Annotated in this window: 21 protein-coding genes, 1 pseudogene and 1 riboswitch; of the genes and pseudogenes, 5 read left to right on the top strand and 17 right to left on the bottom strand. The window is 71.7% G+C overall.

Annotated elements, in window-relative coordinates; genetic code table 11:
* Positions 1 to 69 precede the first annotated feature (69 nt).
* Both ACFP2T_RS07535 and ACFP2T_RS07540 read right to left on the bottom strand, forming a co-directional pair.
* Complete coding sequence (locus tag ACFP2T_RS07535; RefSeq protein ID WP_377419933.1) at positions 70 to 1,065, bottom strand: ribonucleotide-diphosphate reductase subunit beta; 996 nt, start codon at positions 1,063 to 1,065, stop codon at positions 70 to 72.
* Between the two features lie 53 nt (positions 1,066 to 1,118).
* The gene (locus ACFP2T_RS07540; RefSeq protein WP_377419935.1) at positions 1,119 to 3,506 is read right to left on the bottom strand and encodes a ribonucleoside-diphosphate reductase subunit alpha; all 2,388 of its coding nucleotides are present in this window, start codon (positions 3,504 to 3,506) and stop codon (positions 1,119 to 1,121) included.
* 199 nt (positions 3,507 to 3,705) lie between these two features.
* Positions 3,706 to 3,942: riboswitch (cobalamin riboswitch) on the bottom strand.
* Positions 3,943 to 4,233: 291 nt separating this feature from the next.
* Here ACFP2T_RS07540 and ACFP2T_RS07545 point away from each other — a divergent pair.
* The 3 genes from ACFP2T_RS07545 to ACFP2T_RS07555 all read left to right on the top strand — a co-directional run bounded on the left by ACFP2T_RS07545 (position 4,234) and on the right by ACFP2T_RS07555 (position 7,467).
* A complete protein-coding gene (locus ACFP2T_RS07545) occupies positions 4,234 to 5,046 on the top strand; it encodes an SDR family oxidoreductase (protein WP_377419036.1) in 813 nt (270 codons plus the stop codon).
* A gap of 667 nt (positions 5,047 to 5,713) precedes the next feature.
* On the top strand, positions 5,714 to 6,109 hold the full coding sequence (locus ACFP2T_RS07550) for an Lrp/AsnC family transcriptional regulator (protein ID WP_377419038.1): 396 nt from the start codon (positions 5,714 to 5,716) through the stop codon (positions 6,107 to 6,109).
* Positions 6,106 to 7,467 (top strand): diaminopimelate decarboxylase family protein, encoded by a 1,362-nt coding sequence (locus tag ACFP2T_RS07555; RefSeq protein WP_377419040.1) that lies wholly within the window; start codon positions 6,106 to 6,108, stop codon positions 7,465 to 7,467. The genes ACFP2T_RS07550 and ACFP2T_RS07555 overlap by 4 nt, the downstream gene beginning before the upstream one ends.
* A 16-nt stretch (positions 7,468 to 7,483) precedes the next feature.
* Here ACFP2T_RS07555 and ACFP2T_RS07560 read toward each other — a convergent pair whose 3' ends face one another.
* Positions 7,484 to 8,137 carry a phosphatase PAP2 family protein gene (locus ACFP2T_RS07560; protein ID WP_377419043.1) on the bottom strand — a complete coding sequence of 218 codons (654 nt, stop codon included), beginning with the start codon at positions 8,135 to 8,137 and terminating at the stop codon, positions 7,484 to 7,486.
* A gap of 346 nt (positions 8,138 to 8,483) precedes the next feature.
* Here ACFP2T_RS07560 and ACFP2T_RS07565 point away from each other — a divergent pair, with 346 nt between their 5' ends.
* Complete coding sequence (locus tag ACFP2T_RS07565; RefSeq protein ID WP_377419045.1) at positions 8,484 to 10,112, top strand: condensation domain-containing protein; 1,629 nt, start codon at positions 8,484 to 8,486, stop codon at positions 10,110 to 10,112.
* A gap of 191 nt (positions 10,113 to 10,303) precedes the next feature.
* A complete protein-coding gene (locus ACFP2T_RS07570; RefSeq protein ID WP_377419048.1) occupies positions 10,304 to 11,701 on the top strand; it encodes a COG1470 family protein in 1,398 nt (465 codons plus the stop codon).
* On the opposite strand, the gene ACFP2T_RS07575 is transcribed toward ACFP2T_RS07570, so the two are convergent.
* The 14 genes and pseudogenes from ACFP2T_RS07575 to ACFP2T_RS07640 form a co-directional block, all read right to left on the bottom strand.
* Positions 11,682 to 12,272, bottom strand: coding sequence for a TFIIB-type zinc ribbon-containing protein (locus tag ACFP2T_RS07575; protein WP_377419051.1), 591 nt, complete (start codon positions 12,270 to 12,272; stop codon positions 11,682 to 11,684). The two genes, ACFP2T_RS07570 and ACFP2T_RS07575, sit on opposite strands and share 20 nt — an antisense overlap.
* Positions 12,262 to 12,834 (bottom strand): phage tail protein, encoded by a 573-nt coding sequence (locus tag ACFP2T_RS07580; protein ID WP_377419054.1) that lies wholly within the window; start codon positions 12,832 to 12,834, stop codon positions 12,262 to 12,264. The genes ACFP2T_RS07575 and ACFP2T_RS07580 overlap by 11 nt, the downstream gene beginning before the upstream one ends.
* Positions 12,831 to 14,789 carry a putative baseplate assembly protein gene (locus ACFP2T_RS07585; protein ID WP_377419057.1) on the bottom strand — a complete coding sequence of 653 codons (1,959 nt, stop codon included), beginning with the start codon at positions 14,787 to 14,789 and terminating at the stop codon, positions 12,831 to 12,833. Before ACFP2T_RS07585 ends, ACFP2T_RS07580 begins: the two co-directional genes overlap by 4 nt.
* On the bottom strand, positions 14,786 to 15,190 hold the full coding sequence (locus tag ACFP2T_RS07590; protein ID WP_377419060.1) for a GPW/gp25 family protein: 405 nt from the start codon (positions 15,188 to 15,190) through the stop codon (positions 14,786 to 14,788). The genes ACFP2T_RS07585 and ACFP2T_RS07590 overlap by 4 nt, the downstream gene beginning before the upstream one ends.
* A 43-nt stretch (positions 15,191 to 15,233) precedes the next feature.
* The gene (locus ACFP2T_RS07595; protein WP_377419063.1) at positions 15,234 to 15,632 is read right to left on the bottom strand and encodes a PAAR domain-containing protein; all 399 of its coding nucleotides are present in this window, start codon (positions 15,630 to 15,632) and stop codon (positions 15,234 to 15,236) included.
* Positions 15,633 to 15,643: 11 nt separating this feature from the next.
* Positions 15,644 to 17,302 carry a VgrG-related protein gene (locus ACFP2T_RS07600; RefSeq protein WP_377419065.1) on the bottom strand — a complete coding sequence of 553 codons (1,659 nt, stop codon included), beginning with the start codon at positions 17,300 to 17,302 and terminating at the stop codon, positions 15,644 to 15,646.
* Entirely contained in the window at positions 17,295 to 17,963 is a 669-nt protein-coding gene (locus tag ACFP2T_RS07605) for a CIS tube protein (RefSeq protein ID WP_377419068.1), read from the bottom strand. The genes ACFP2T_RS07600 and ACFP2T_RS07605 overlap by 8 nt, the downstream gene beginning before the upstream one ends.
* Positions 17,964 to 19,736, bottom strand: a complete 1,773-nt coding sequence (locus tag ACFP2T_RS07610) for an eCIS core domain-containing protein (RefSeq protein WP_377419071.1) — start codon at positions 19,734 to 19,736, stop codon at positions 17,964 to 17,966. It abuts the gene before it with no gap.
* The gene (locus ACFP2T_RS07615) at positions 19,714 to 20,172 is read right to left on the bottom strand and encodes a phage tail protein (RefSeq protein WP_377419074.1); all 459 of its coding nucleotides are present in this window, start codon (positions 20,170 to 20,172) and stop codon (positions 19,714 to 19,716) included. The genes ACFP2T_RS07610 and ACFP2T_RS07615 overlap by 23 nt, the downstream gene beginning before the upstream one ends.
* A pseudogene (locus tag ACFP2T_RS07620) lies at positions 20,165 to 20,314 on the bottom strand (DUF6760 family protein); the annotation flags it as partial. The gene ACFP2T_RS07615 and the pseudogene ACFP2T_RS07620, both read right to left, overlap by 8 nt.
* 17 nt (positions 20,315 to 20,331) lie before the next feature.
* Positions 20,332 to 20,688 (bottom strand): hypothetical protein, encoded by a 357-nt coding sequence (locus ACFP2T_RS07625; RefSeq protein WP_377419077.1) that lies wholly within the window; start codon positions 20,686 to 20,688, stop codon positions 20,332 to 20,334.
* Positions 20,685 to 21,116 carry a phage tail protein gene (locus ACFP2T_RS07630; protein WP_377419079.1) on the bottom strand — a complete coding sequence of 144 codons (432 nt, stop codon included), beginning with the start codon at positions 21,114 to 21,116 and terminating at the stop codon, positions 20,685 to 20,687. The genes ACFP2T_RS07625 and ACFP2T_RS07630 overlap by 4 nt, the downstream gene beginning before the upstream one ends.
* A gap of 15 nt (positions 21,117 to 21,131) precedes the next feature.
* On the bottom strand, positions 21,132 to 22,745 hold the full coding sequence (locus tag ACFP2T_RS07635; RefSeq protein WP_377419082.1) for a phage tail sheath family protein: 1,614 nt from the start codon (positions 22,743 to 22,745) through the stop codon (positions 21,132 to 21,134).
* Between the two features lie 18 nt (positions 22,746 to 22,763).
* Positions 22,764 to 23,096 carry a response regulator gene (locus ACFP2T_RS07640; RefSeq protein ID WP_377419084.1) on the bottom strand — a complete coding sequence of 111 codons (333 nt, stop codon included), beginning with the start codon at positions 23,094 to 23,096 and terminating at the stop codon, positions 22,764 to 22,766.
* Positions 23,097 to 23,113 lie beyond the last annotated feature (17 nt).

Genomic DNA, 23,113 nt, shown 5'->3' on the forward strand with positions numbered 1-23,113 from the left:
GACCGGGAAGGTCGACCCGCCGGACGGCGATGGCATGGCCTGCTCCACCCCGTACCGCCGTCGCCGGGATCAGAAGTCGTCGTCGAACCGGACCGTGCCACCCACCCCGACCTGGTACGCCGACACCCGCCGCTCGAAGAAGTTCGACAGTTCCTGCACGTCCTGCAACTCCATGAAGGCGAACGGGTTGGCCGACCCGTAGAGCGGGGCGATGTCGAGCTGGGCCAGCCGGCGGTCCGCCACGTACTGGAGGTACTCCCGCATGTCCGGCAGGGACAGCCCGGAAACTCCCTGTTCCAGCAGGTCCTCGGCGAACTGCACCTCGCACTCCACCGCCTCGGCCAGCATCTCCCGGACCTGCCCGGCCAACTCGTCGTCGAACAGCTCCGGCTCCTCCCGACGTACCGTCTCCACCACGTCGAAGGCGAACGCCATGTGCATGGACTCGTCCCGGAACACCCAGTTGGTGCCGGAGGCGAGCCCGTGCAGCAGCCCCCGCGAGCGGAGAAAGTAGACGTACGCGAAGGCGCCGTAGAAGAACAGCCCCTCGATGCAGGCGGCGAAACAGATCAGGTTCAGCAGGAACGCCCGCCGGTCGTCCCGGGTCTTCAACTCTCGAAGATCGAAGACCGAGTCGATCCAGCGGAAGCAGAACTCGGCCTTCCGCCGGATCGACGGGATGTTCTCGACCGCGGCGAACGCGGCGAACCGCTCCCCCTCGTCCGGCACGTACGTGTCGAGGAGGTTGAGGTAGAACTGGACGTGCACCGCCTCCTCGAACAGCTGCCGGGACAGGTAGAGCCGCCCCTCCGGCGAGTTGACGTGCTGATAGAGGTTGAGCACCAGATTGTTGGCGACGATCGTGTCGCCGGTGGCGAAGAACGCCACCAGCCGGCTGACCAGGTGCCGCTCCGCCGGGGAGAGCCGGTCCAGGTCGGCCAGGTCGGAGTGCAGGTCGACCTCCTCGACCGTCCAGGTGTTCTTGATCGCGTCCCGGAACCGGTCGAAGAAGTGCGGGTACCGCATCGGCCGCAGCGTCAGGTCCATCCCGGGATCGAGCAGCATCGGCGCCGTACGCCCAGCGGTGCCCTGGCCGGTCGCACCCTCGTCGATCGCGCTCACTGGCAGGCCTCGCATGCCTCGGGGTTCTCCAACGAACACGCCAGCACCTCGTCGTCCGAGGTGTTAGGAAGGGGCCCTTCTACAACAGAAAGCGATAACAAGGGGCCCTTCCTTACACCCAGGCCGACGGTGGCCTGCTGGATGCGGGTGGCGGGGCGGGAGCGCAGGTAGTAGGTGGTCTTCAGGCCGGACTTCCAGGCGTACAGGTACATCGAGCTGAGCCGTCCGATGTCCGGCGCCGCTATGAAGAGGTTGAGCGACTGCGACTGGTCCACGTATGGAGCCCGAGCGGCGGCCAGGTCGATCAACGCCCGTTGCGGCAGCTCCCAGGCCGTACGGAACAGCTCGCGCAGTTCCGCCGGAAGCTCCTCGATGCCCTGCACCGAGCCGTCGGCCCGCTTGATCGCGGTCCGGATCTGTTCGGTCCACAATCCACGTGCCTTCAACTCCGCTACCAGGGCGGCGTTGATCTGGAGGAACTCGCCGCTGAGCGTTTCCCGCTTGAACAGGTTGGACACCTGCGGCTCGATGCACTCGTAGCAGCCGGCGATCGAGGCGATGGTGGCGGTGGGGGCGATCGCCACCAGCAGGGAGTTGCGTAGGCCGTGCGCCGCGATCCGCTGCCGCAGCGCGGCCCAACGCTCCGACTGGGTGCCGGAAACGCCCCACAGGTCTGGCTGGAGCTGACCGGCCGCCGCCCGGGTCGACGGGTACGCCGGATGCGCACCGAACCGCTCGGCCAGGTCGGCCGAGGTCTCCAGGGCGGTCAGGTAGATCTCCTCGGCGATCCTGGTCGACAGTTCCACCGCCGGTGCCGAGTCGAAGGGCATCCGGAGTGCGAAGAAGACGTCCTGGAGCCCCATCACGCCGAGCCCGACCGGGCGCCAGCGCGGATTGCTCGCCGCTGCCTCCGTACTCGGGTAGTAGTTGATGTCGATCACCCGGTCGAGGAACGTCACGGCGGTCCGGACGGTGTCGCGCAGCCGCGCCCAGTCGATGCCGTCGTCGGCCCCGTCGGCACCGGTGGCGGTCAGCAGGTGGGCGGCCAGGTTGATCGAGCCGAGATTGCACACGGCGGTCTCGGTGTCGCTGGACACCTCGATGATCTCCGTGCAGAGGTTGGACAGGTGCACGACGTTGCCCGGCTCGGCGGTCTGGTTGCACAGCCGGTTGGACGTGTCCTTGAAGGTCATCCAGCCGTTTCCGGTCTGGGCCAGCGTGCGCATCATCCGGCCGTACAGGTCCCGGGCCTTGACCTGGCGCACGTACCGGCCCTGTTCCTCGGCCGCCCGGTACGCCGCGTCGAACGCCTCGCCCCACAGGTCGGGCAGTTCCGGCACCTCGTCCGGATCGAACAGTGACCACGTCCCGTCCGCCTCGACCCGTCGCATGAACTCGTCCGGGATCCAGTTGGCCAGGTTCAGATTGTGGGTACGCCGGGCATCCTCGCCCGTGTTGTCCCGCAGTTGCAGGAACTCCTCGATGTCGGGATGCCACGGCTCCAGGTAGGCGCAGGCCGCGCCCTTGCGCCGGCCGCCCTGGTTGACCGCCGCCACCGACGAGTCCAGAGTGCGCAGGAACGGCACGATCCCGTTGGACTGACCGTTGGTGCCCCGGATCAGCGCGCCGCGCGAGCGCACCCGGGACCAGGCGATGCCGATCCCTCCGGCGAACTTCGACAGGTGCGCCACCTGGGCGTACCGCTCGTAGATCGAGGTGAGTTCGTCGCGCGGCGAGTCGACCAGGTAACAGGACGACATCTGAGTGTGCCGGGTGCCGGAGTTGAACAGCGTCGGCGAACTGGGCAGGTACGCGAGCGACGCCATCAGCCGGTAGAGGCCGATCGCCTCGCCCGCCGTACGGGACAGGCCACAGGCCACCCGCAGCAGCCAGTACTGCGGCGTCTCCACCACGAGCCGGTCGGTCGGATGCCGCAACAGGTACCGGTCGTAGACCGTACGGAGTCCGAAGTACTCGAACCGCCGGTCGGCGTCCGGATCGACGGCGTCGTCGAGCTTGCGGGCGTTGAGCCGGACGAACTCCGCCGTCTCGTCACCGATCAGCCCGTGCTGGTGACCGAGCCCGATCGCCTGGCTGAACGAGGCGATGCCCTGACCCCGGACCTCCTTGTCGATGTACCCGGCCAGCAGCCGGGCGGCCAACCGGGAGTACTGCGGCTCCTCACCGATCATCCCGGCGGCGGTCTGGATGGACAGCCGATCCAGTTCGGCGGTGCTGGCACCGTCGTACAGGCCGCTGATGGTCCGGGTCGCGACCCGCAGCGGGTCGACGTCGGTCAGGTCGTCCGCCCAGCGTTCCACCGCCCGGACGATCTTGTTGACGTCGACCGGCTCGGTGTCGCCGTTACGTTTACGCACCCGCATCTGGGGACGCCGGGGCGCGGTGCTGGTGTCGTCCCCCGCTCCGGAATCGACCGGCAGGACCTCGGTGACCGTCACAACTCTCTCCTCGCGAGCTCGGTCCGGTTCGGTCCGGGGGCACGCGGAGGACGCCGACGGGCACGCGGCGGCGTACGTCGGTGGCGTCGGCCGTCCCGCGCGGCCTCGAACCGCCGCGCACGGGTCCGTACGCGGCGCGCTGGCAGGTCTTCGGACTCGCGGGCAGGCACGGACGAGCCCGTGTTCTCCTACTGGCCGTCGCTTCCCGGGCGGCCCGGCTTCTGGCCGGACGAACCCAGTGCGTGATGACGGCGGTCGTTCCCACTCACCGCTGCGGGGCAGTCCCGGACTTGCACCGGGTTCCCTCTTGCCTCGACCGCCAACGGATGACGGCGGCCGAACCAGCTGCGGTCAACACCATATATAGGGACGCTCGGAAAGTCACACCCAAGATGTCGTGTCGGCGTGTCGACAACGTCACGGCAGGGGCGATCGGACGACCCCGGAGGGTCGACCGGTCCCGACGCCCGGAACGGGGCGACCGGACCGTCCCGTCGGGACGGGTCGGTCACCCGTACGTCGCCGTCGTCGGTCACATCGCGCGGGCTTGTCCCGTCTGCCCTGGGTGGAACCACGAAGAGTCGCCGACGTCGTCGACCGGGCCGTCGGGTCGGACCGGGCCGACCGGGCGGGCAGGAGACGGGGAGAAGCGATGAACATCCTGATCACGGGAGCGACCGGGCGCCTCGGCCGGGTGCTGACCCCCGAACTGGTGCGCGCCGGGCATGCCGTCCGGGCGACGAGTCGCACCGCACCGGCGGGCGGTCCCGGAATCGACCCGGGCCGGATCGACCCGGGCCGGATCGACTGGGCGCGGGTTGACCTGGCGAGCGGCGAGGGTCTCGGCACGGCGGTCGGCGACATCGACACCGTCGTCCATCTGGCGTCTGCGCCGTACCAGCGGGGCTACACCCGGCGGGTGGACGTGGACGGCACCCGCCGGCTGGTCGAGGCCGCCGGCCGGGCCGGGGTACGGCACCTGGTGTACCTGTCGATCGTCGGCGCCGACCGCGTGCCGTGGCCGTACTTCAAGGCCAAGGTCGAGGCCGAGGCGATCGTGGCGGCCGGGCCGGTGCCCTGGACGGTGCTCCGGGTCACCCAGTTCCACGACCTGCTGGACGAGGCGATGACCAAGCTGGCCCGGTTGCCCGTCCTGCCGGTCGATCCGGAGATCGTCGGGCAACCGGTGGACGTACGCGACGTCGCCGCGCACCTCGTGCGGCGGGTGACGGCCGCCCCCGGCGGCGCGATCGAGGAGTTCGCCGGGCCGGTGGTGGTCGGTTTCGCCGAAGGACTCCGGGACTGGCTCACCGTCCGGCAGGTCCGCCGACCGGTGCTCCGGCTACCCGTGCCGGGCCGGCTGGGTCGGGCCTTTCGCACCGGGGCGCTCACGAGCGCGACCGGAAACCGGGGACGGATCACCTGGCACGACTACCTCGCCGACGGGGGCGGCCGGGTGGATTAGCGCGGCACTCCGGACCCGCCGGTACCCGATTCCGAGCACGGTGGCGACGCCGATCGTCAACGCGTACCACCAGAGGTCACCGTGTCGGGTCGTCAGCTCGCCGAATCGGTTGGCAAGAAATCCGATGAAAACAGGAACAGACAGCCCGGAAACGGACATTACGGCCCATAAGTCCGGGACGAGCGCCGCGTATCCGGCCACGACGACGGCCATCACGACCAACCGGCCCGCGACCTCGCCCGCCGGGAACAGCGCCGCGGCCGCAACCGCGGCGACCACGATCAGCACGCTGCCGATCGCGACGCTGATCCCGGTCGGCGCACGGTCGGCGACCTGTCCGGAAAGACCATCGGAATCGGCAGCCATCACACACACCTCACCCCCGCAGAACGAATGTGTCCGCTCGATGTCAACCACGGCGGCGCCGTCGGCCAACCCTGGTTGACGCGTTCACTACGGCGGCGGCCGGATTCTTCACACCCCGACGGCGCCGGGGTCGAAGCCGAGGTCGCGACGGGTCCGTTTCCGGAGCTGGCGACCCCGGGACAGGGTGCCGGAGCCCGGACGAGCGGGCGGCGTATGGGCCGCGTGCGGGAAAGCGTCGCAGCCGTATCGGGCCCGTCAACGGTGCTGGCGGATCGCCGTCCGGCGCGCCACCGTCGGTCTCGTGACAACGAATGAACCGGAGTCGCTCTCCGCCGTCCAGGCCCTGGTGTTCGTCCGGTTACCCGGACCCGACCGGGCGGGGTTCCGGCGGTTCCTGACCGGCGAGCCGTCCGTCAGGGCCGCCTGGCAGGTCGTCGGTGACATCGACCTCGTACTGCACGTCTCGTGTCGGGACCTGCCCGAACTGGACCGGCTGATCACCACCATGCGGATCCGGGGCGGAGCGAGCGCCACCAGCACTCACCTCGTGATCGGCGCGGCAGGGCAGCGCCCGACCGAACCACTTCCGGTACGGGCGCGCTCGACGAAACAGTCCGGAACCGTGGTCCGGCGACGGTCGGCATCGCGGGACCGCCGGCTCGGAGACCTTCCGATCGGAACGGGGGCCGGACGATGACCCTGTCGGACATCATCCCGTCGTTGCGCTCCTCACTGCGGGTGCCGTTGACCGAGGTGTGGCCGGCGACGGCAGCCTGGGGCGAGCACGGCGACCTGACCATCGGCGGGGTCGCGATGACGGCCGTGGTGGCCGGGCACGGAACACCGACGTACGTGCTCGACGAGGCCGACGTACGGCAGCGGTGCCGCGACTACCTGACCGCGTTCGGCCGCGACGGCGTCGCGTACACCGCGAAGGCCCTGCTCAGCCGGGGCATCGCGCGTTGGCTCGCCGCCGAGGGTCTGCGACTCTACGTCGGCTCCGCAGGCGAACTCCGGGTCGCCCTGGCCGCCGGATTTCCGGCCGACAGGATCGTCCTGTACGGCAGCGCGAAGACGCCGGAGGACCTCGAGGCCGCGTACGCCGGCCGGGTCGGCACGATCGTCGTCGAGTCGCTCGGCGAGATCACCCGGCTGGCGGCGACCGCGCCGCAGGGCCAGCGGGTCCTGCTGCGGGTGCTCGGCGGCACGGAGCCGGCCGAGGGCGCCGACTGCCGGTTCGGGCTGCGGATCGCCTCGGGTGAGGCGGCGACCGCCGTGGCCCGGATCGTCGCCCAGCCCCGGCTGGCCCTGGTCGGTGTGGACTGTTCGGTCGGTCACCAGGTCAGCCGGTTCAGCGTGTACGAGCGCGAGGTGCGCGGCGTGCTGGAGTTCCTCGCCGAGATGCGGGCCCGGCACGGCGTCGAGCCGACGGAGTTGAACCTCGGCGGTGGCCATGCGGTCGCCTACTCGGGCGGCGACCCGAGCCTCGCGCTGGCCGCCTTCGCCGGCCGGATCCGGTCCGTGTTGCGGCTGGCCGCGGACCGGCACGATCTCCCGGTTCCGCAGTTGACGGTGTCACCGGGTCGGGCCATCGTGTCGCGGGCCGGTATCACGCTCTACCACGTGGTGTCGGTGAACAAGGGCCCGGACGGGCACATCCTCGTCGCCGTCGACGGCGGCATGACCGACTGCCCGTCGGGTGCGCTCTGCGGCGGCCGGCACAGCGCCGTGCTGTTCGGACGGACCACCTGTGCCCAGCCGGTGCGGGCCACCGTCGTCGGCCGGCACAACGACGCCGACGACGTGATCGTCCCGGCGCTGACGCTGCCGGCCGACGTACATCCGGGCGACCTGCTCGCGGTGGCCGGATCCGGGGCGTACCACCACTCCCGCGCCTCCAACTACCACCTGGTCGGCCGCCCGCCGCTGCTGAGCGTCCGGGACGGGCGGATCACCACCCTGGTACGTCGGGAGTCCTCGGACGACATGCTGCTGCGTGACGTGGACGAACGGGAAGCGGACGAACGGAAAGCGGACCAACGGAAAGCGGCCTGAACCGGACGGAGACTCGTCAGGCGGCGGCGCGGCCCGTTGGCCACAACCGCAGCGCCGCCGCGAGCAGCAGCCCGACGCCGACCGTCACCACCACGGCGGCCACGACGTCGACGAGGTAGTGCTCGCCCAACAGCACCCGACTGGCCGACACGAGCAGTACGGCGGTGACCGCCGTCGTCGCCATCGGCACCCGCCAGCCCCGGGTCAGTGGTCGGGACACCAGCACCGTGGTGAGGGCGGCGGCGGTCACGACGACGGCGTGCCCGCTCGGATACGTCCAGTCCGTCGCGGCGACGGGTGGCCCCGGCCGTTGGAACACCGCCTGCAGCAGCATCGGGGTGAGGCAGCCGACCAGCAGAACCAGGTGCCGGGTGGCGTACCCCACCGCCCGCCGCCGACCGCGCAGGACCAGCTGACCGAGAGCGATCAGCAGCATCGCCAGGGCCGCCAGGGTGCCCGCGCCACTGGCCACTGTCGCCAGACCGGCGAGATCCCCGTCGGCCGGGGCGTACAGGTTCGTCAGGATCCAGGCGTCCAGCGGTGGCACCCGGTCGCGGATCAGTCCGCCGGCCACCATCACGGCGGCCACGGCGGCCATGCCCGCCACGATCACGGACCGGCGCCGACCGGCCGGTGGGCGGGCCCGCGCCGGATCGGTGCACGTAAGCATGCGGACAGTCTGGGCGACGCGTCGACGGGCCCGCCTCCCTCGATGCCCTGAGATCTCCCCCATCTACCGACCCTGATCCCTCCGGGCGCCGGACCGGCGACCGGGACGACCCGTACACGCCGACCCGGACATAGGAGCGAGACAGCAACGCACCACCCCTGGTAACGTCGGCGACACTCGGCGTCGAAGGAGCGGTCCCACCGTGCCACGAGTCGCCGGCTCCTTATCGGCAGTCGATCGGACAGGGAGTTGTCGCTGCCCACATGAGGCTTTCACTTGTCATCACGCTGCGGGTACACCCTGACCCGGTTGCGCCACTTGCTGTCCGAACGCCGGGGGTACCGAGGTGACCAGTCAGGTGGACGTCGAGCAGAGCTATCCACTCTCGCCGGTCCAACGTGGCGTCCTCCGCCAGGCTCTCGCCGAACCGGGCCCGGGCCGGAACCCGAGCCCGACGAGCTATCTCGAACAGGTACGGCTCATCGTCCGCGGGCGGCTGCGGGTGGCCGACTTCCAGCTCGCCTGGAACCGGGTGATCGCCCGACACGCCACGTTGCGGACCGGGTTCGTCTGGCAGGGGCTCGAGGAGCCGGTGCAGGTGGTCGTGCCGACGGCACCGGCGCCGGAGTGGTACGTCGACGATCTGCGGACCATCCGGGCCTGCCAGCGCCGGCGTGGCCTGGCGGAGTTCCTCGCGGCCGACCGGGCCCGGGGGTTCGCGCTGACCGCTCCGCCGCTGTCCCGGTTCGCCCTGCTCCGGGTGTCCGAAACCGAGCACCTGTTCGTGTGGACCGCGCATCATCTGGTCATCGACGGATGGAGCTGCCCGATCCTGCTCCGGGAGGCACTGGAGGAGTATCGGGCGGTGATCGAGGACCGCGAGTCCGGACTGCCGACTCCGGCACCGTTCCGGGACCATGTCGCCTGGTTGGCCAGCCGGGACCTCACCGGCGCGGAGGGGTTCTGGCGCACCGAACTGGCCGGACGGTCCGCACCGACTCCACTCCCGACCGACCAGCCGGACGGGCCGGCGGACGAGTTCGGTGCGCCTCACGTCTCCGGGTCGACGGCGGTGTCCGGCGCGACGGAGGTGCCCCGGCCGATGGACGTGCCCCGGCCGGTGGAGGTGCCCCGGCCGGGGGAGGCGCCCGGGCCGAGCGGCCGGTTCTGGCCGGGTGACAGGTCCGGGCTGGTGGACGTCCCCGGGCCCACGGGCGCGCCGGGGCCGGCGGACGTGTTCGGCCCGGCCGACGCGGTCGGTCCCAAGAGCACGTCCGCGGTGGACGACCCGTTCGCCGAGCACCGCGTCGAAGTGGGCGGCGACGACACCGCACGGCTGCACGAGACCGCCCGTCAGCAGCGGGTCACCCTGGAGACCGTGCTGCACGGATGCTGGGCCCGGCTGCTGGCGGCGCACAGCGGGGAGACCGACGTCGTCTTCGGCGCGACGGTGTCCGGCCGACGGGTGGAGGCCGAGGAGTCGCAGAACATGGTCGGGCCGCTCGTCAACACGCTGCCGGTCCGGGTGAGAATCCAGCCCGAGCAGCCCGTCGGCGCCTGGCTACGACAACTGCAACAGCATCAGGCGCTGTCCCGCCCGTTCGACCATGTGCCGCTGGACCGGATCCAGTCCTGGACCGGGACGCCTCCCGGTTCGCCACTGTTCGAGACGTTGGTCGACTTCGAGAACTACCCGGTCGACAACGACCTGTTCACCGGTACGGCCGACGCGTCGACCCTGTCAATGCGCTTCGAGGGCCGGTGGTCGTCGTCGCACCACCCGCTCACCCTGCTCGTCGTACCGGGTGAACGGCTCGGCCTGCACACCACGTACGACCGACGCCGGGTCCGGCCGGCAACGGTCGAACACCTGCTCGCCCAGCTGACGGTCCTGCTCGTCCAGTTCGCCACCGATCCGGAGCGTCCACTGTCCGACGTGGCCCTGCCTGATCGTGAGTACGGCCCAGCGGTGTAGTTCTGCGCCTCCGCGCTCTGCCCGCCGGCCGGCCGGCGACCGTACCGGACCCGGCCTTCCCGGTGCCGATCCGGACTGACTGGTCGGTGCCGGAAGACCGACTCCGTCGTCGTTGCCCCTGTTGCGGGCCGGTGCGAGGATTTCTTCGGACGAGGGTCGCTGGTGCGGAACCCGCAGCCGAAGGAGGCAGCATGGCCTTACCGCTCCGGGTGACGTTGTCGCCCGACCGGCTGGACGTGGCGCCCGGCGACGCACCCGTCATCGAGGTGACGGTAAGCAACACCAGCGACGTGGTCGAGCACTACGTCGTCGACACCCTGGGCCTGCCCGACGGCTGGCGCGCCCGCACGGAGCCGGACGTGACCAAGCTCCGTCCCGGCGAGACCGGCACCGCGTCGATCACCTTCGAGGTACGCAGGGACCCGCCGGCCCCGGCCGGCTCCCACGTCCTCGGCGTGCTCCTCCGCTCCCGCTACCGCGACGACGTCTCCTGCTGCGAGGAACTGCCGTTGACGATCGCCCCGGTCGACCAGGTGGCGATCCGGATCGAGCCGGAGGTCGCGACCGGAGGCCGGACCGCCCGGTACGACGTCGCGCTCACCAATGCCGGCAACACGCCACTGCGGCTACGGCTGGCCGCCACCGACCCCGAACGCCGGGTGCTCGCACAGTTCCAGCCGCCCACGGTGGACCTGCCGCTCGGCACCACCGTCCGGGCCCTCCTGTCGGTGAAGGCGCCCATCCCGTGGAACCGGGAGAAGCAACGTGCGCTGCGCATCGAAGCCAGCGGTGTCGGCGTGGTCGCACACACCGGGGCGACCTTCGTCCAGCGACCCCGATTCGCCTCCCGGCTGACCCGCGTCGCCGGAATGGCGGGCGGCGTGCTCGTGCTGGCCGCCGCCGTGGTGCTCGCCGCGGTCATCGCGCGCCCGGACACTCCGGCCGCCACGACGCCAACCCCGCTGGCCGGCGGCGGCACCGCGCCCACGGCCGGCGGCAACCCCGCCCAGTCCCCGTCCGCCACGCCGGCCCCGAGTGCTCCGAGCGGCACGCCGACCATGGGCGGAACCCCGACCACGGGCGCCACGCCGACGGTGACCGGCGCCGAGCCGCCCCGCGAACGGGAGATCGACCTGACCCGCCCGTTCGCCGACACCGGCGGCGGCATCGTTCCCAGCGACGCGTTCCGGTCCGACGGCATCCTGCTCAGCGGTCTACCGGACCGGGACGGCCCCGCCGAATGTCTCACGGCCACCGCCGTGGCGGTGCGCGGCGACGGCTCCGGTGGATGGTTCCTCACCGGCGCCCAGGCCGACGATCCCAGCGCGTGCAACTTCGTACCGGTACAGGTCAGATTCGTCGTCCCGGCCGCCGCGGCCGAGGTGGTACTCGCCGGCGACGGCAAGCGCCGGTTGGAGGTGGTCTACCGTGACCTGTCCCGGTCCATCCAGGACGGCCTGACCGCCGCCGACGACGGCCGGCACGGCGGAATCGACTACCTGTTGATCCGGGGCCTGCCGGCCGATCTCACCGCCGAGCCTCCGCCGGCCGCCGTCGAACGGCTCCGGTTCACGCCCGTCCCGGGTTGACCCCCGCCCGCCAGTTTCCTGCCGGCTCGAACCCGACCGAACCCGTGATGGTCGCGGTGGGCTGCCCGGCCGCGCTCTTCTGGAACACGTCCGACCGGATGAGCATCAACGCGAGGAGCACGAGGAGCGCGATGAGCAGCGTACTGACGAGGGCGATCAGCCCGTACCGGGGCGGGGCCCGGAACGGCGGCGGCGCCGGTGGCAACGGTGGCGGCATCACCACGACGGGGTGCACGACGCGCAACTCCCGGCCGCACCGCTGACATCGGACCCGGCTGTGCGGGTTGCCGTACCCGCAACTGGGACAGGCGACCTCACCCGGTCGGGCTGGCCGCCGGACGGTGCCGGGTGTCTGCCGGGCCGGCGTACCGGGCGGAGGGAAGATCGCCGTCGCGTCGTCCCGTTCCCCCGGTGCACGGGCCACCACCCGCGCCTCGGGCTCCGGATCGTGCCGCAGGAACATCAGCGGATAGCCACAGCGCGGACAGAGCCGCTCCCGGTCCGGTCGTACCGGCCCACCGCAGTCGGGGCAGGTCGCCGGGGCCGGCCCGACGCCGTAGTCACCGGCCACCGGCGCCACCTCCCGTCGCGCCGCCGGAACCACGGGTACGCCCGCCGCCCGACCCCGCTTCGCCACGAGCCGGAAAACGTACGTCGAGCCGCAACTCCGCGCCCAGCGGCAGTTCCGCCTCCAGGATGCCGTGCACCTGCCGTTCGGTGAGCTGACCCGTGTGGTCGAGACGTACCGTCACCGTCGGATCGGGGGGCGGAATGTCGTCGTGCTGCCCGTAGACGCCGCCGCCGTCGGACACCAGCACCCGGGACCCGGTCGCGGCGGTGAGCAATCCCTCGATGCCGTACCGGGTGCCCCGCCAGCCGAGTAGCTGGCCCACCTCCCGGACCAGTTCCCGCTGATACTCCGGCGGGTCGGTCGGCTCCAGTTCGAGCCCCAGCCACGAGGCCAGGAAGTGCAGCATCTCCGGGCTCGCCAACCCGACGTCGAGCTGGTGCTCGACGCTGTCGATCCGATCACGCACCGAGTCCGCGATCTCCTCGAAGGCCGACACGAAGCCGTGGACGACGGGGTCGGCGGCGAGCACCCTCGGCAGCTGGGCGGCCAGCCATCCGCTCACTGCTGCACCACCACCCGATGCTGGAAGGACATGAACAGTGCCTCGGGAATGAGCCGTACCCGCTGGTCGACCTGGTCCAGGGTCTCCTGACGGCGCAGGTCGACGGGGAAGAAATGGACCGCCTCCACGCCCTGCACACCGAACGCGTCGTGCAGCACCGAGTACGCGTCGCCCAGCCGCAGGTCCACTCCGAACGGCCAGCCCTGGCCACCGGGCCCGCCGGTGAGTGGATTCAGGAACGCGTACAGTGCCTGCTCGGCGCGCTCGCGTACCGTCTCGGTGCGCACCCCGGGCCCGGCCCGGACCTCGGCGACCACCTTCACGCCCTGGTAGCGAGGGGTCTGGATCCGGATCCGCATGGTGAGCAGGCGGCGTGGTTCGAGGTACGCCTTGATCTGCTCCTCCAGCTCGGCCGGTACGGCGAGATCGTCGAGCCCGAGCGACTCGGGCGCCACGTCCACCCGGGGTACGACGAGCAGCCGGGCCGGCTCACCGGGACGCTCGGGCGGCAGGCAACGCGCCCGGGCGACGGCCGGCGCCGCGTCCAGGGTGAGCCGCTCGATGTCCTCCGCGGTGACCGCCCGCCGACCGCCCCGGAGCAGCAGCGGCCCGCGCACCTTCGCGTTCTCCACCGTCTCCGCGTCCACCCCGCCGGTGCTCGGATCGAGGTTGGTCACCGACGCGACGAAGGGGATCGACGTGTGCAGCACGGTCAACCGGCCAGCCGGGACGTTGCCCCGCCGGCCCCCACCGAAGCGGTAACCGGTCACCACGACCTGGGCGTCGATCGGCGGAACCGCCCCGTGCTGCCACACCCGACCCTCCCGGTCCAGCACCTGAGGGCCGAACCGGATCTCGCCGGTCGCCCCGGACCAGGTGAACACGCGGTCGTCGACGGTGGCGTCGGCCAGGTCGGCCACCTCCGTCCACTCCTGCTCCTCGGGCTCGGTGGAGCGGTCGTGGCGGGGCAGCACCACGCGGACGGTCTCGCCGGGCCGGCGGGGCAGGACCGGAATCCGGCGTACCTGGAAGACCTGACCGGGTCGGCCGTCGCTGACGCCGACCAGTTCCGCCGGGGCCGGCTCGGCGTGGTGGGCCGAGGCGGACCCGCCGAGGGCGACCACGGTGAGCGACTCCAGCTCGGGCGGGTTGGTGTAGCCGGGCTGGCCGGGCTCCGGCCGGACCAGCCGGCAGCGCAGCCAGTGGGCCCGGCGGGTGCCCAGGGCGAGGGTCTCGTGCCGGGGCGGCACCAGCAGGGTGACCTGGCCCGGGGTGTTGAACCCGGCGCTGGTGTCGTCGAGGATCCGCACCGGACGCCAGTCGCGGCCGTCCCATGCCTCCCAGACCCGGGGCGGTCGCCGGGGGTCGACACCCGCGCCTTCCGGCCCGGTCGTCACGTCGAGCCGGATCAGGTTCGCCCCGGCGGAGGAAGCGAACCCGAAGTAGACGGCCTCGTCCGGACGCAGGGTGGGAAACAGGCGTACGGCCGAACCGTCCCGCCGCAGGTCGTCCCAGTGGTCTTCGAACCGGCCCTCGCTCTGGATGAGGCAGGCGACCAGTTCCGGAGGCACGATCCGCAGGTCCTCGTCGGTGAGGAAGACGAGCGGGTCCTCGTCGCCGCTGCGTTCGGTGCTCACCTGCGTCCCGGCGGCCACCCGGACCGGTTCCGTACGCGGCGCGGTGAGCGTGAACAGCAGGTCGACCCGGGCCGGTACGGCCGAGAAGAGCTCGACTCCGACGAGTTCGAGGAACTTGACGTAGAGCCGGTCCGGCACCTGGTTGAGCCGGTACAGGGTCATCTCCGTCATCCAGGCGAAGAGTTCCACCAGCGCGACGCCCGGGTCGGAGACGTTGTGGTCGGTCCACTCCGGACAGTGTCGAGGAATTCGGCGCTTGGCCTCGTCGACGATGTCCTGGAATCGCCGGTCGTCGAGGTTCGGGGCGGGAAGGCTCACGAATCGCGCTCCTCGGTCGGGATCGTGTAGAAGGGGAAGACGAGGTTGCGCCGGTCGTTCGTCGCGCGCATCCGGTAGTCGAGTTCGATGAGGACGCTGCCCTTCACCTGGTCGGCCACCGCCTCGACCCGGTCCAGCACGATCCGCGGCTCCCACCGCTCGATCGCCTCCCGGACCACCTGCTCGATCAGGCCGAGGGTGCCCGCGGTGAGCGGGGCGAAGACGAGATCCCAGATCGCGCAGCCGAACTCGGGGCGCATCACCCGTTCGCCCGGGACGGTCGACAGGATCATCCGGATCGCCGCGTCGATCTCTTCGGCGCCGCCGACGAGTCGTACCGCTCCGGAGCGTGAGATCGTGGCGGGAAAGCCCCATCCCCGACCGATGAAGTCGCCGCTCATGGCCCCTGCCCGCGCCCCGCTCATGGCCTCTCGCTCCGCCCGCTCATCCGACCAGCACGTCCGTCGAGCCGGCGGCGATCGTGCCGGCCGGGAGGTCAGCCGGGTCGTTGCAGGTCAGCACCGGGTCACCGAGCCGGGCCAACGGCTTCCCGTTGACCAGGACCGTGACCGAACCGGTGACGACCCGGCCCTGGTTGGTCGGCGGCTTGCTGAACGAGGTGCCGGGCGGCGGCAGGTGCGGCGGCAGGTTCTGCGCCATGCTGCCGGCGACCGCGGCCGGCAGCCCGTTGATCAGCACGTCCGGGGAGAGTCCCGAGACGAGCCGGCCGGAGAAGGGCAGCGGGGTCGGCGTCGGCACCGGCCCACCTGGCGAGGGGACCAGCAGGATGTGCAGGTCCGTTCCGGTGACCGGATCGTTCTGCCGGGCGGCCGGCTGCGCCATCTCGTCCTCCCCTAGTTCAGCTTGATCGGCTTGCCCGACAGCACCAGCGGGCCGCTGGCGTTGATCTCCACCTGTGCCCCGCTGAGCTGCAACTTCTGGGTGGCCCGGATCTCCACCTGGGTCGCGGAGACGACGAGCTTCTGGTCACCGGTGAGGCTGGACTCGGCCTGTTCGAGATGCAGTGCGCAACTGCCGCCGGCCAGGGTCAGCTCGACCGCCGGGGTGGGATCGTCGGTCAACGTCAACCGCGAGTCGGCGCGGCTGGCCAGCACCCGGGCCGCGACCACTCCCCCACTGACGACGTCCGGCTGCGGCGGCTGGTCCTGCCGACTCCACACCCCACCGAGCACGACCGGCCGGGCCAGGTCGCCGAACTCGAACCCGACCAGGACCTCGTCGTCGACCTCGGGCAGCCATTGCAGCCCCCGCCCCGGCCCGGCACCGGGCGCGGCGACCCGGGCCCAGGTGCTCTCGTCGTCGGCGGAGAGGGTGGGGAAGGTGACCTTGACCCGTCCGAGCCGCTCGGGATCGTCGTTGTTGGTGACGATGCCGGTGACCAGGCCACCCCAGCCACGGGCCGACCCGTCGGCGGAGCCGGTACCACCGGCGAGGTCGGCCAGTGCCGCCGCGTCCTTGCCGCCGCAGACGAACCGGGTCCGATAGGGACGGTTGGCGCCGTAACTGTGCTCGACGCTGGTGACCCGGTAGCGGCCGGCGAGGCGCTGCCCGACCTGCTCGACCCGGACCTCGGCCCCCGCGCCCAGCAACGGGTCCCCCGCCGCCTCACCCCGCAGCACCACCCCGCCGGCCGAGGTACGCAACAGGAACGACCGCGCCAGCGCGGCCGCCTCGGCCTGGTCGGCGACCGGGAACTGGCCCGCCGAACGGGTCACCCGACCGAAGCTGCGCCGCGCCGCCGCCGTCAGCTCGGTGGCGGCCGGTGCGTCGGTACCCGGATCACCCTCGCTGGCCCGGCCGATCACCGCCTGCTTCGCCAGCGGATCCCAGCCCCGGACCTCCACCTCGTCGCAGTGCTCGGCGGAGGCGAACCGCACGGTGAAGCTGTGCAGGTTGCCGCCCCAGCGCAGCACCGGCGGCGTGCCGCTGCCGCGCGGTCCGCGCTTGAAGTGGAAGGTCCGGTCGCTGATCCAGAAGTCGAATCCGATTCGCGCGGCCCGGCGGCGCAGGAACGCGTAGTCGCTCTCGCCGGCCTGGAGCACGTGCTCGAGTACCTCACCCGTGCCGTCCACGTTCGGTTCCAGGCCGTACTCCCCGGCGATCCGGGTGGCGATGTCGGCGTCGGTGACCCGTTGGAAGCTGCGCGATTTCGGGCCCCGGGCCAGCCGGTGGGTCAGGTCGAGACCGCTGAGGACCAGCTCGTGGCGGCCGGTGACACCCGGCTGCACGGCGACCGCCGTCACCTCTCCGGTGGTGACCACCACCGGGTCGCCCTCGGCCCGGAACGCGATCTCGACGCGGGTGCCGAGGGTGAACGTGCCCCGATCGAACAGTTCGAAGTGGGGGTCGTCGAAGTGCAGGGCGAAGTAGTCGGGGAGATGCACCGACTCCTCGACCCGGGCCAGGGTCAGTCGCCCGTACAGGTCGGTGGCGAGGGGCCGCCCGTCGATGGTCAGCACCACCCCGTCCAGTCGCCGCCCCTGGTCAGCCACGGCGCCGCACCGGCAGCTCGGGGATCACCAGCAGCGACCCGGCCGGTACGGCGAGCGGGTCGACGACGCCGTTGGCCTCGGCGATGAGCCGCCACCGGCTCGGATCCGCGTAGTGCGACGCGGCGATCCGGTCCAGGGTCTCGCCCCGCACCACCCGGTGGACGCTGTGCAGGGTCGGCGTGTGCGAGGTCGGGTTCTGGAGCGGCCGGATCTCCTCGTCGTGGTACTGCCGCAGGAGCAGTTCGGCCTTTGCCCGCAATGGCATCCCGTCACTGGCGAAGTAGGTGAACTTCACCTGCATCCGCTCGACGATCGCCTTGAACGAGTGCAGCTTGCCCCAGTGGAACTTCACCCACGGCGGCCGGGCGCTGTTGGTCTGCGGATCGGAACCGGCCAGGTTCTCGTCGACCTTCATCAGGTCGAGCAGGGCGTTGGTGTGCACGGCGACGTCGGTGCCGGTGTCGGTGGTGTCCAGCATCAGGTTGAGCGACAGGGTGCCGGACTGGCCGCCCTGGAACCGCATCTCGGGCGCGTTCCGGCCCTTGGCCTCCGAGGGCTTCCAGCTGTTCGCCTTGGCGATGGTCAGCTCGGCGGGATTGAACAGACACCTGATCTCGACACCGCTCTCGCTGCGCAGGTACGCCTTCTCCGGCCCCGCCACCTAGAACACCCCCGCCCAGCGTCCGCCACGGCGCTCGATCTCCCGCAGCAGCCGCTCCTCGACGATCTCCACCACCCGATCCGGATCCAGCGGGGTGTCGGGCGACGGCGTGCCCCCCGCGGCGGCACCGGCCGGCGTACCACCTCCGGCGGGCGTCGAGCCGCCGGTCGACCCGCCGTTACCGTCCGGCCGAGCCGGGTCGCCCGGCACCGGACCTTCCGCACCCGGGCCGAGCGGCCCGGATACCGTCGGCAGGCCGGCGTACGCCCCGGCCGGTCCCGCGTCCATCCCGGGTACGGCACCCGGAAGCTGGGGCATCGCCTCGATCACCGCGTGCGTGGTCTGGGTGACGAGTTCCCGTACGGCGCCGAGGCCACCACCGACCGGCAGCCGGTCGACGATCCCGGCCGCGATGGTGTCCCCGGCGGCGTCGGGGAGGTTTCCGGCGAGCAGGTCCCGGCCGGTCGCGACCGCCTGCCGTTCGTCGTCGTCGAGCAGGCCGGCACCGCCGGCGAGGAGGAACCGTGGCCGGCGCACCGGCTGGCGGGTGTGCGCGAGTTCGTGCGCCAACACCGCGGCCGCGGCCCTGCCCGTCGGCACGGCGGCCAGGTGGACGACGGAGCCGGTGGTCGCGCCGAGCGCACCGGCGGCGGCCAGGGCGTGCCGGGTGGCGGGGCCGGTCGTGAAGCGGGGCGTGCCGGACCGTCCGGTGATCGACCGGGCGAGGGCGTGCAGGGCGGACGGCAGTGGGCGGGGCGCCTCCAGCGGATGCGCGGCGACCGCACTCTCCCACCGCTGCCGGGGCGTGCCACCGCCGGTGCTGCCGGCACCGACGGCGGCCCGGGTGACCGTGCCGGGCGGGGCGGACGCGAAGGCGGGGCGGGGCGGGGCGGTGACCTGGACGGCCCCGGTCGGGTCGGGCATGGTGCCCGGCGCGGCCACTCCGGCACCGAGCACCGGCAGTTCACTGGCGGAGTACGGGGGCCGTACCGACGGACCGGCCGGCGGCCGGGTGACCAGCGCGGCCGCCTGGCCGGCCGCGATGCCGGCGAGCCGGCCAGGGCCGGGAACGCCGGCCGGTGACCGGTGGGCCGCACCGCCGGGCGATGACCGGTGGGCCACGCCATCGGCCGCCGTCCGAGGAAGAGCATCGCGGCGGAAGGCAGCCGCGAGCATGCTGCCCGGCGCGACGCCCGGCCCGTGTGCCGCGACCGGTTGCCGGCCGAGGGGAGGACGCGGAGACGCCGGGGTGGGCCCGGGCGCCGGCACCGGCCGATGCCGGACCGGACCCACCGGGCCGTCGGCGGACCCGGGTGCCGGCGGCTCCGGCGATCCGACGCCGACCGGGGTACGGAGCACCGGCGCCACCGGCAGGTCGAGGTCGGCCCGCACGATTAGCGGCTCCGGCCGGTTCGGGCCGGGCCGGTGGCCGATCGGCGGGCGACGGTTCCGGTGCAGGCGCAGCGGGTCGGGGCGGTGCGCACGGGCGACGCGCGCCAGTGCGCCGGGGCCGGGAACGCCGGGAAGCTCCGGCGGGTACGGGCCGGTCGTCGTCTCGGCGGGTCGACCCGGTCGCCGACGCCACAGGCGCAGCCGGGTGAGCAGCGCCCAGGGGGGCCGGATCGACAGCGAGCCGACCAGGGCCGGGGCGACCGTCTCGGACGGGGCGCGGCGGAGCAGGGGGGTACGGCGCAGCCAGCGGCCGAGCGCAAGACCGGCCCGGGTACGGAGGGTACGCCGATGCGGCGGATCAGGGCTTGGTACGGAAGCCAAGATGACACACCTCCAGTTCCTCCACCGCGAGTTCCCGGGAGGAGGCGGCGAACCGTGGCCCGCTCCACTTGACCGGCTTGGCGCCGGTGAAGTGCCACCGGCGTACCGGACTGCCCTTGCCGTCGACGACGCTGACCTCGCCGTCGCGCGGCACCACCTTGTTGCCCTTGCGGGTCAGTCCCTCCCCGGAGCATTCGGCGAGCCAGGCGAAGAGCGCGTCGCTGTCGGTGATTCCCCGCTTGAGCACCAGGTTGGGCCACTTCATCCGGCCGAGCAGCCGGTGCGTGTACGCGTTCTGCCCGCCCTCGGCGAACTCCTCGACCTCGAGCTGTACGGACAGGCCGGACACCTCGGTGAAGGCACCGATCGTGATGCCGTCGACGGTGAACACGAACCTGCCGACGAAGGGCGGGTCGGCGGTGTGCGCCTTAGCCACCTTGCACTCCTTGCCACGCACGCTCGTTCAAGCCGCCCACCTCCTGCATCAACCGGATCCGGTCACCGTGCTCCAGGTCCAGCAGGCGATCCAGGTCCCAGTGCAGGTGATACGCGAGGTAGGCGATCTCCTGCCACAACTCGTCCTGCGCGTAGTGCCCTAGCCCACCTCCACCGACGCCGAGGGGAAAGGGGTGCCCGGCTCCATCGCCTCGAGGATGCTCGGATCCTGGAAGTTGATGATCCGGTAGAGGTCCTGGAGATAGCTGAAGTCGCTGACGAACAACGACTCGATCGTCTTCGTGCTCACCCGGGGGACCTCGCCGAGTTCGGTGACCACCCGGGCCAGGACGATGACGGTGGCGTACGCGTCGTTCTCCTTCACCCGTGGGTCGCGCAGCGGTTCGATCTCGTCCCGGGCGCAGGCGAGCCGCATCGTGCCGGTGCGGTGCAGCCTGCCGTGCTCGTCGACGAACCCCTTCGGCAGGGTGAACGGGTACTCCGTGCGCAGGCTCATGCCCGGCGCAGCCCTTCGTGCGTGATGGTGACCTTCTCGGTGGCGATCTCACTGCCGCCGGCGTCCAACTCGGCACCGGTCCACTTGGAGACCCAGCCGCGCTCGAAGTTCCAGCGCGCCACCTCGGTCTTCTTCGAGTTCTTGATGACGATGGAGCCGTCCCGCCGGGCCGCGTCGATGTCACCCTCCTCGACGAGCTTGCGCCACTCCCACAGCGCCTTCGACTCGTCGATGCGTCGCTCCAGCGTGATGTCGCTCCACTTCATCGCGCCGGGGACCTTGCGGATGATCATCCTTCCCTCCTTGGTGGCCTCCTTGTACTCGATCGTCTCGGTCTCCGATTCGACTCCCGAGCACTTGCGGAAGCTGGCCATCTCCACGCCGTCGATCTCCAGCACGAAGCTGAAGGTCGTCATAAGGTCCGGCATCCTCGACTCCTCCCATCACTCGCTGGTCGCGCCGCCGCCCTGCCACTGGCTGACGCGGAAGATCACGAACTCGGCCGGCTTCACCGGTGCGATGCCGATCTCGACGATGAGCTTGCCCTCGTCGGTCGAGGACGCCGGATTGTTGCTCTCGTCGCAGAGGACGAAGAACGCCTGGTCGGCTGTGGTGCCGACGAGCGCGCCCTGCATCCACAGTCCCCGCAGGAACGACGAGATGTTGCGCTTCACCCGCTCCCACAGGTCGCGGTCGTTCGGCTCGAAGACCGCCCACTGGGTACCCCGGCGAATCGACTCCTCGACGTAGTTGAACAACCGGCGGACGTTGATGTACCGCCAGCTCGGATCGGTCTTGGCGAGGGTGCGGGCACCCCAGATCTTCGTGCCGTAGCTGCCGAAGGACCGGATGCAGTTGATCCCCTCGGGGTTGAGCAGGTCCTGCTCGCCCGTGGTCACCTCGGTCTCCAACCGGACGATGCCGCGTACCGTCTCGTTGGCCGGTGCCTTCCACACCCCGCGCGCACCGTCCGTCCGGGCCCAGACACCGGCGACGTGACCGGCGGCCGGCACGGTGAGGAACCGCTCGCCGTTGGTCGCGCCCGGTCGGGCCAGCGGGTTGGTCACCACCACGTTCGGGTAGTACAGCGCCGCGAAGGCCGAGTCGCGGCCCAGCCGGGACCGCCACTCCAGCACCCGTGTCGCGTTCAGCCCGGGAGGCGGGTCCAGCACCGCCATCCGGGTACGACTCGTCTCGCACCAGTCGACGAGCTGCTTCTGTACGGCGAGGTAGGTCTCCTCGTCGACGCTGCCGTCCTCGCCGGTCGCGACGGTGACCAGATCCGGGATCGCGACGATCGTGACGTTGTCGGCGATCGCCAGGCCCTGGTAACCGGTCCGCTCGGCGACCGAGCCCTCCAGGTCGGCCGGGGTCACGTCGGTCGTCACCGGGGCGGGAGTCTCCACCGGGTACCGGCCGGCCGCCGGCACCCGCTCCGCCAGCGGGACACCCTGGGCCGGCTTCATCTCCACCCGGATGTACTCCGACCGGTCGTTGACCGTCCGCTCCAGGGCGCGCGGCGTCTTGGCGGTGAACTGGAGGCCGTCGATCTCCTCGCGCAGCGCGCCGTCCTCGTACACCCGCAGGGTGTAGTCCTGACCGCCGTCCGCCGCGCCAGCGTCCGACCCGGCACCGCCCGGCGGCACCACCTCCACCTCGATCCGCGAACCGGGGCGCAGCACCGAGACGTCCAGGCTGCCCACCTCGGGCCGGTTCGCCGTCGGCAGGGTCAGCCGGCCGTGGCCGTTCGCCGCACCGTTGCCACCGGGAATCCGGACGATGTAGCAGGCGCTGCCGCCGTTGTCGAAGTAGCCACGGACGGCGTGCGGAAGCATCGCCCCGGCGACGAATCCGCCGTAGATCCGTTCGTACTGGGGCCAACTCGTGACGAGCTGCGGCTTCACCCCGTCCGGGTCGGTCGGGTCGCCCTGGTCGACGTCGTACCGCTCGGTGAAGCCGACGAACGCCGCGACGGCGGTGCCGACCCCCTCGATCGGCATCGAGCCGCTGGGCTGCTCCTCGATGTAGACGCCCGGTGCTCCGTAGGACGCGGCCACGGGTACCACTCCTCGCTGTCAGGCCTGGATCGCGCTGGTCAACAGCGCGGGGTCGAGATCGCTGGTGTAGGACTCGCCGTAGTGCAACGGCGGGAAGACGCGCATCATCGGCTGCTCCGACGAGCAGGCCACGACCTTCACGGTCGGGAAGTCGTGCACGATCTGCCGGACGAGTTCCGGGGTCTCGTGCTGGTCGAGGTCGAGCACGACGACGTCGGGCAACGCCTCGACGAGTCGGCCGACCACGTCGGCGGCGTCGGCCTGCACCAGTTCGATGCCGTCGACGCGGAGGATCTCCTCGAAGCCGAGCCGGTGCAGGGCGCCGAAGTCGCCCACCAACACGCGCGTCATGGTCACCTCCACCGGCC

The sequence above is a fragment of the Plantactinospora solaniradicis genome (assembly GCF_042658085.1).
Lineage (GTDB): Bacteria > Actinomycetota > Actinomycetes > Mycobacteriales > Micromonosporaceae > Plantactinospora > Plantactinospora solaniradicis.

Bases quoted from the DNA above. Each gene is read 5' to 3' on its own strand.
- ACFP2T_RS07535 (WP_377419933.1), bottom strand. From the start codon at position 1,065: ATGCTGCTCGATCCCGGGATGGACCTGACGCTGCGGCCGATGCGGTAC.
- ACFP2T_RS07540 (WP_377419935.1), bottom strand. From the start codon at position 3,506: ATGCGGGTGCGTAAACGTAACGGCGACACCGAGCCGGTCGACGTCAAC.
- ACFP2T_RS07545 (WP_377419036.1), top strand. From the start codon at position 4,234: ATGAACATCCTGATCACGGGAGCGACCGGGCGCCTCGGCCGGGTGCTG.
- ACFP2T_RS07555 (WP_377419040.1), top strand. From the start codon at position 6,106: ATGACCCTGTCGGACATCATCCCGTCGTTGCGCTCCTCACTGCGGGTG.
- ACFP2T_RS07560 (WP_377419043.1), bottom strand. From the start codon at position 8,137: ATGCTTACGTGCACCGATCCGGCGCGGGCCCGCCCACCGGCCGGTCGG.
- ACFP2T_RS07570 (WP_377419048.1), top strand. From the start codon at position 10,304: ATGGCCTTACCGCTCCGGGTGACGTTGTCGCCCGACCGGCTGGACGTG.
- ACFP2T_RS07590 (WP_377419060.1), bottom strand. From the start codon at position 15,190: ATGAGCGGCGACTTCATCGGTCGGGGATGGGGCTTTCCCGCCACGATC.
- ACFP2T_RS07595 (WP_377419063.1), bottom strand. From the start codon at position 15,632: ATGGCGCAGCCGGCCGCCCGGCAGAACGATCCGGTCACCGGAACGGAC.
- ACFP2T_RS07625 (WP_377419077.1), bottom strand. From the start codon at position 20,688: ATGAGCCTGCGCACGGAGTACCCGTTCACCCTGCCGAAGGGGTTCGTC.
- ACFP2T_RS07630 (WP_377419079.1), bottom strand. From the start codon at position 21,116: ATGCCGGACCTTATGACGACCTTCAGCTTCGTGCTGGAGATCGACGGC.
- ACFP2T_RS07640 (WP_377419084.1), bottom strand. From the start codon at position 23,096: ATGACGCGCGTGTTGGTGGGCGACTTCGGCGCCCTGCACCGGCTCGGC.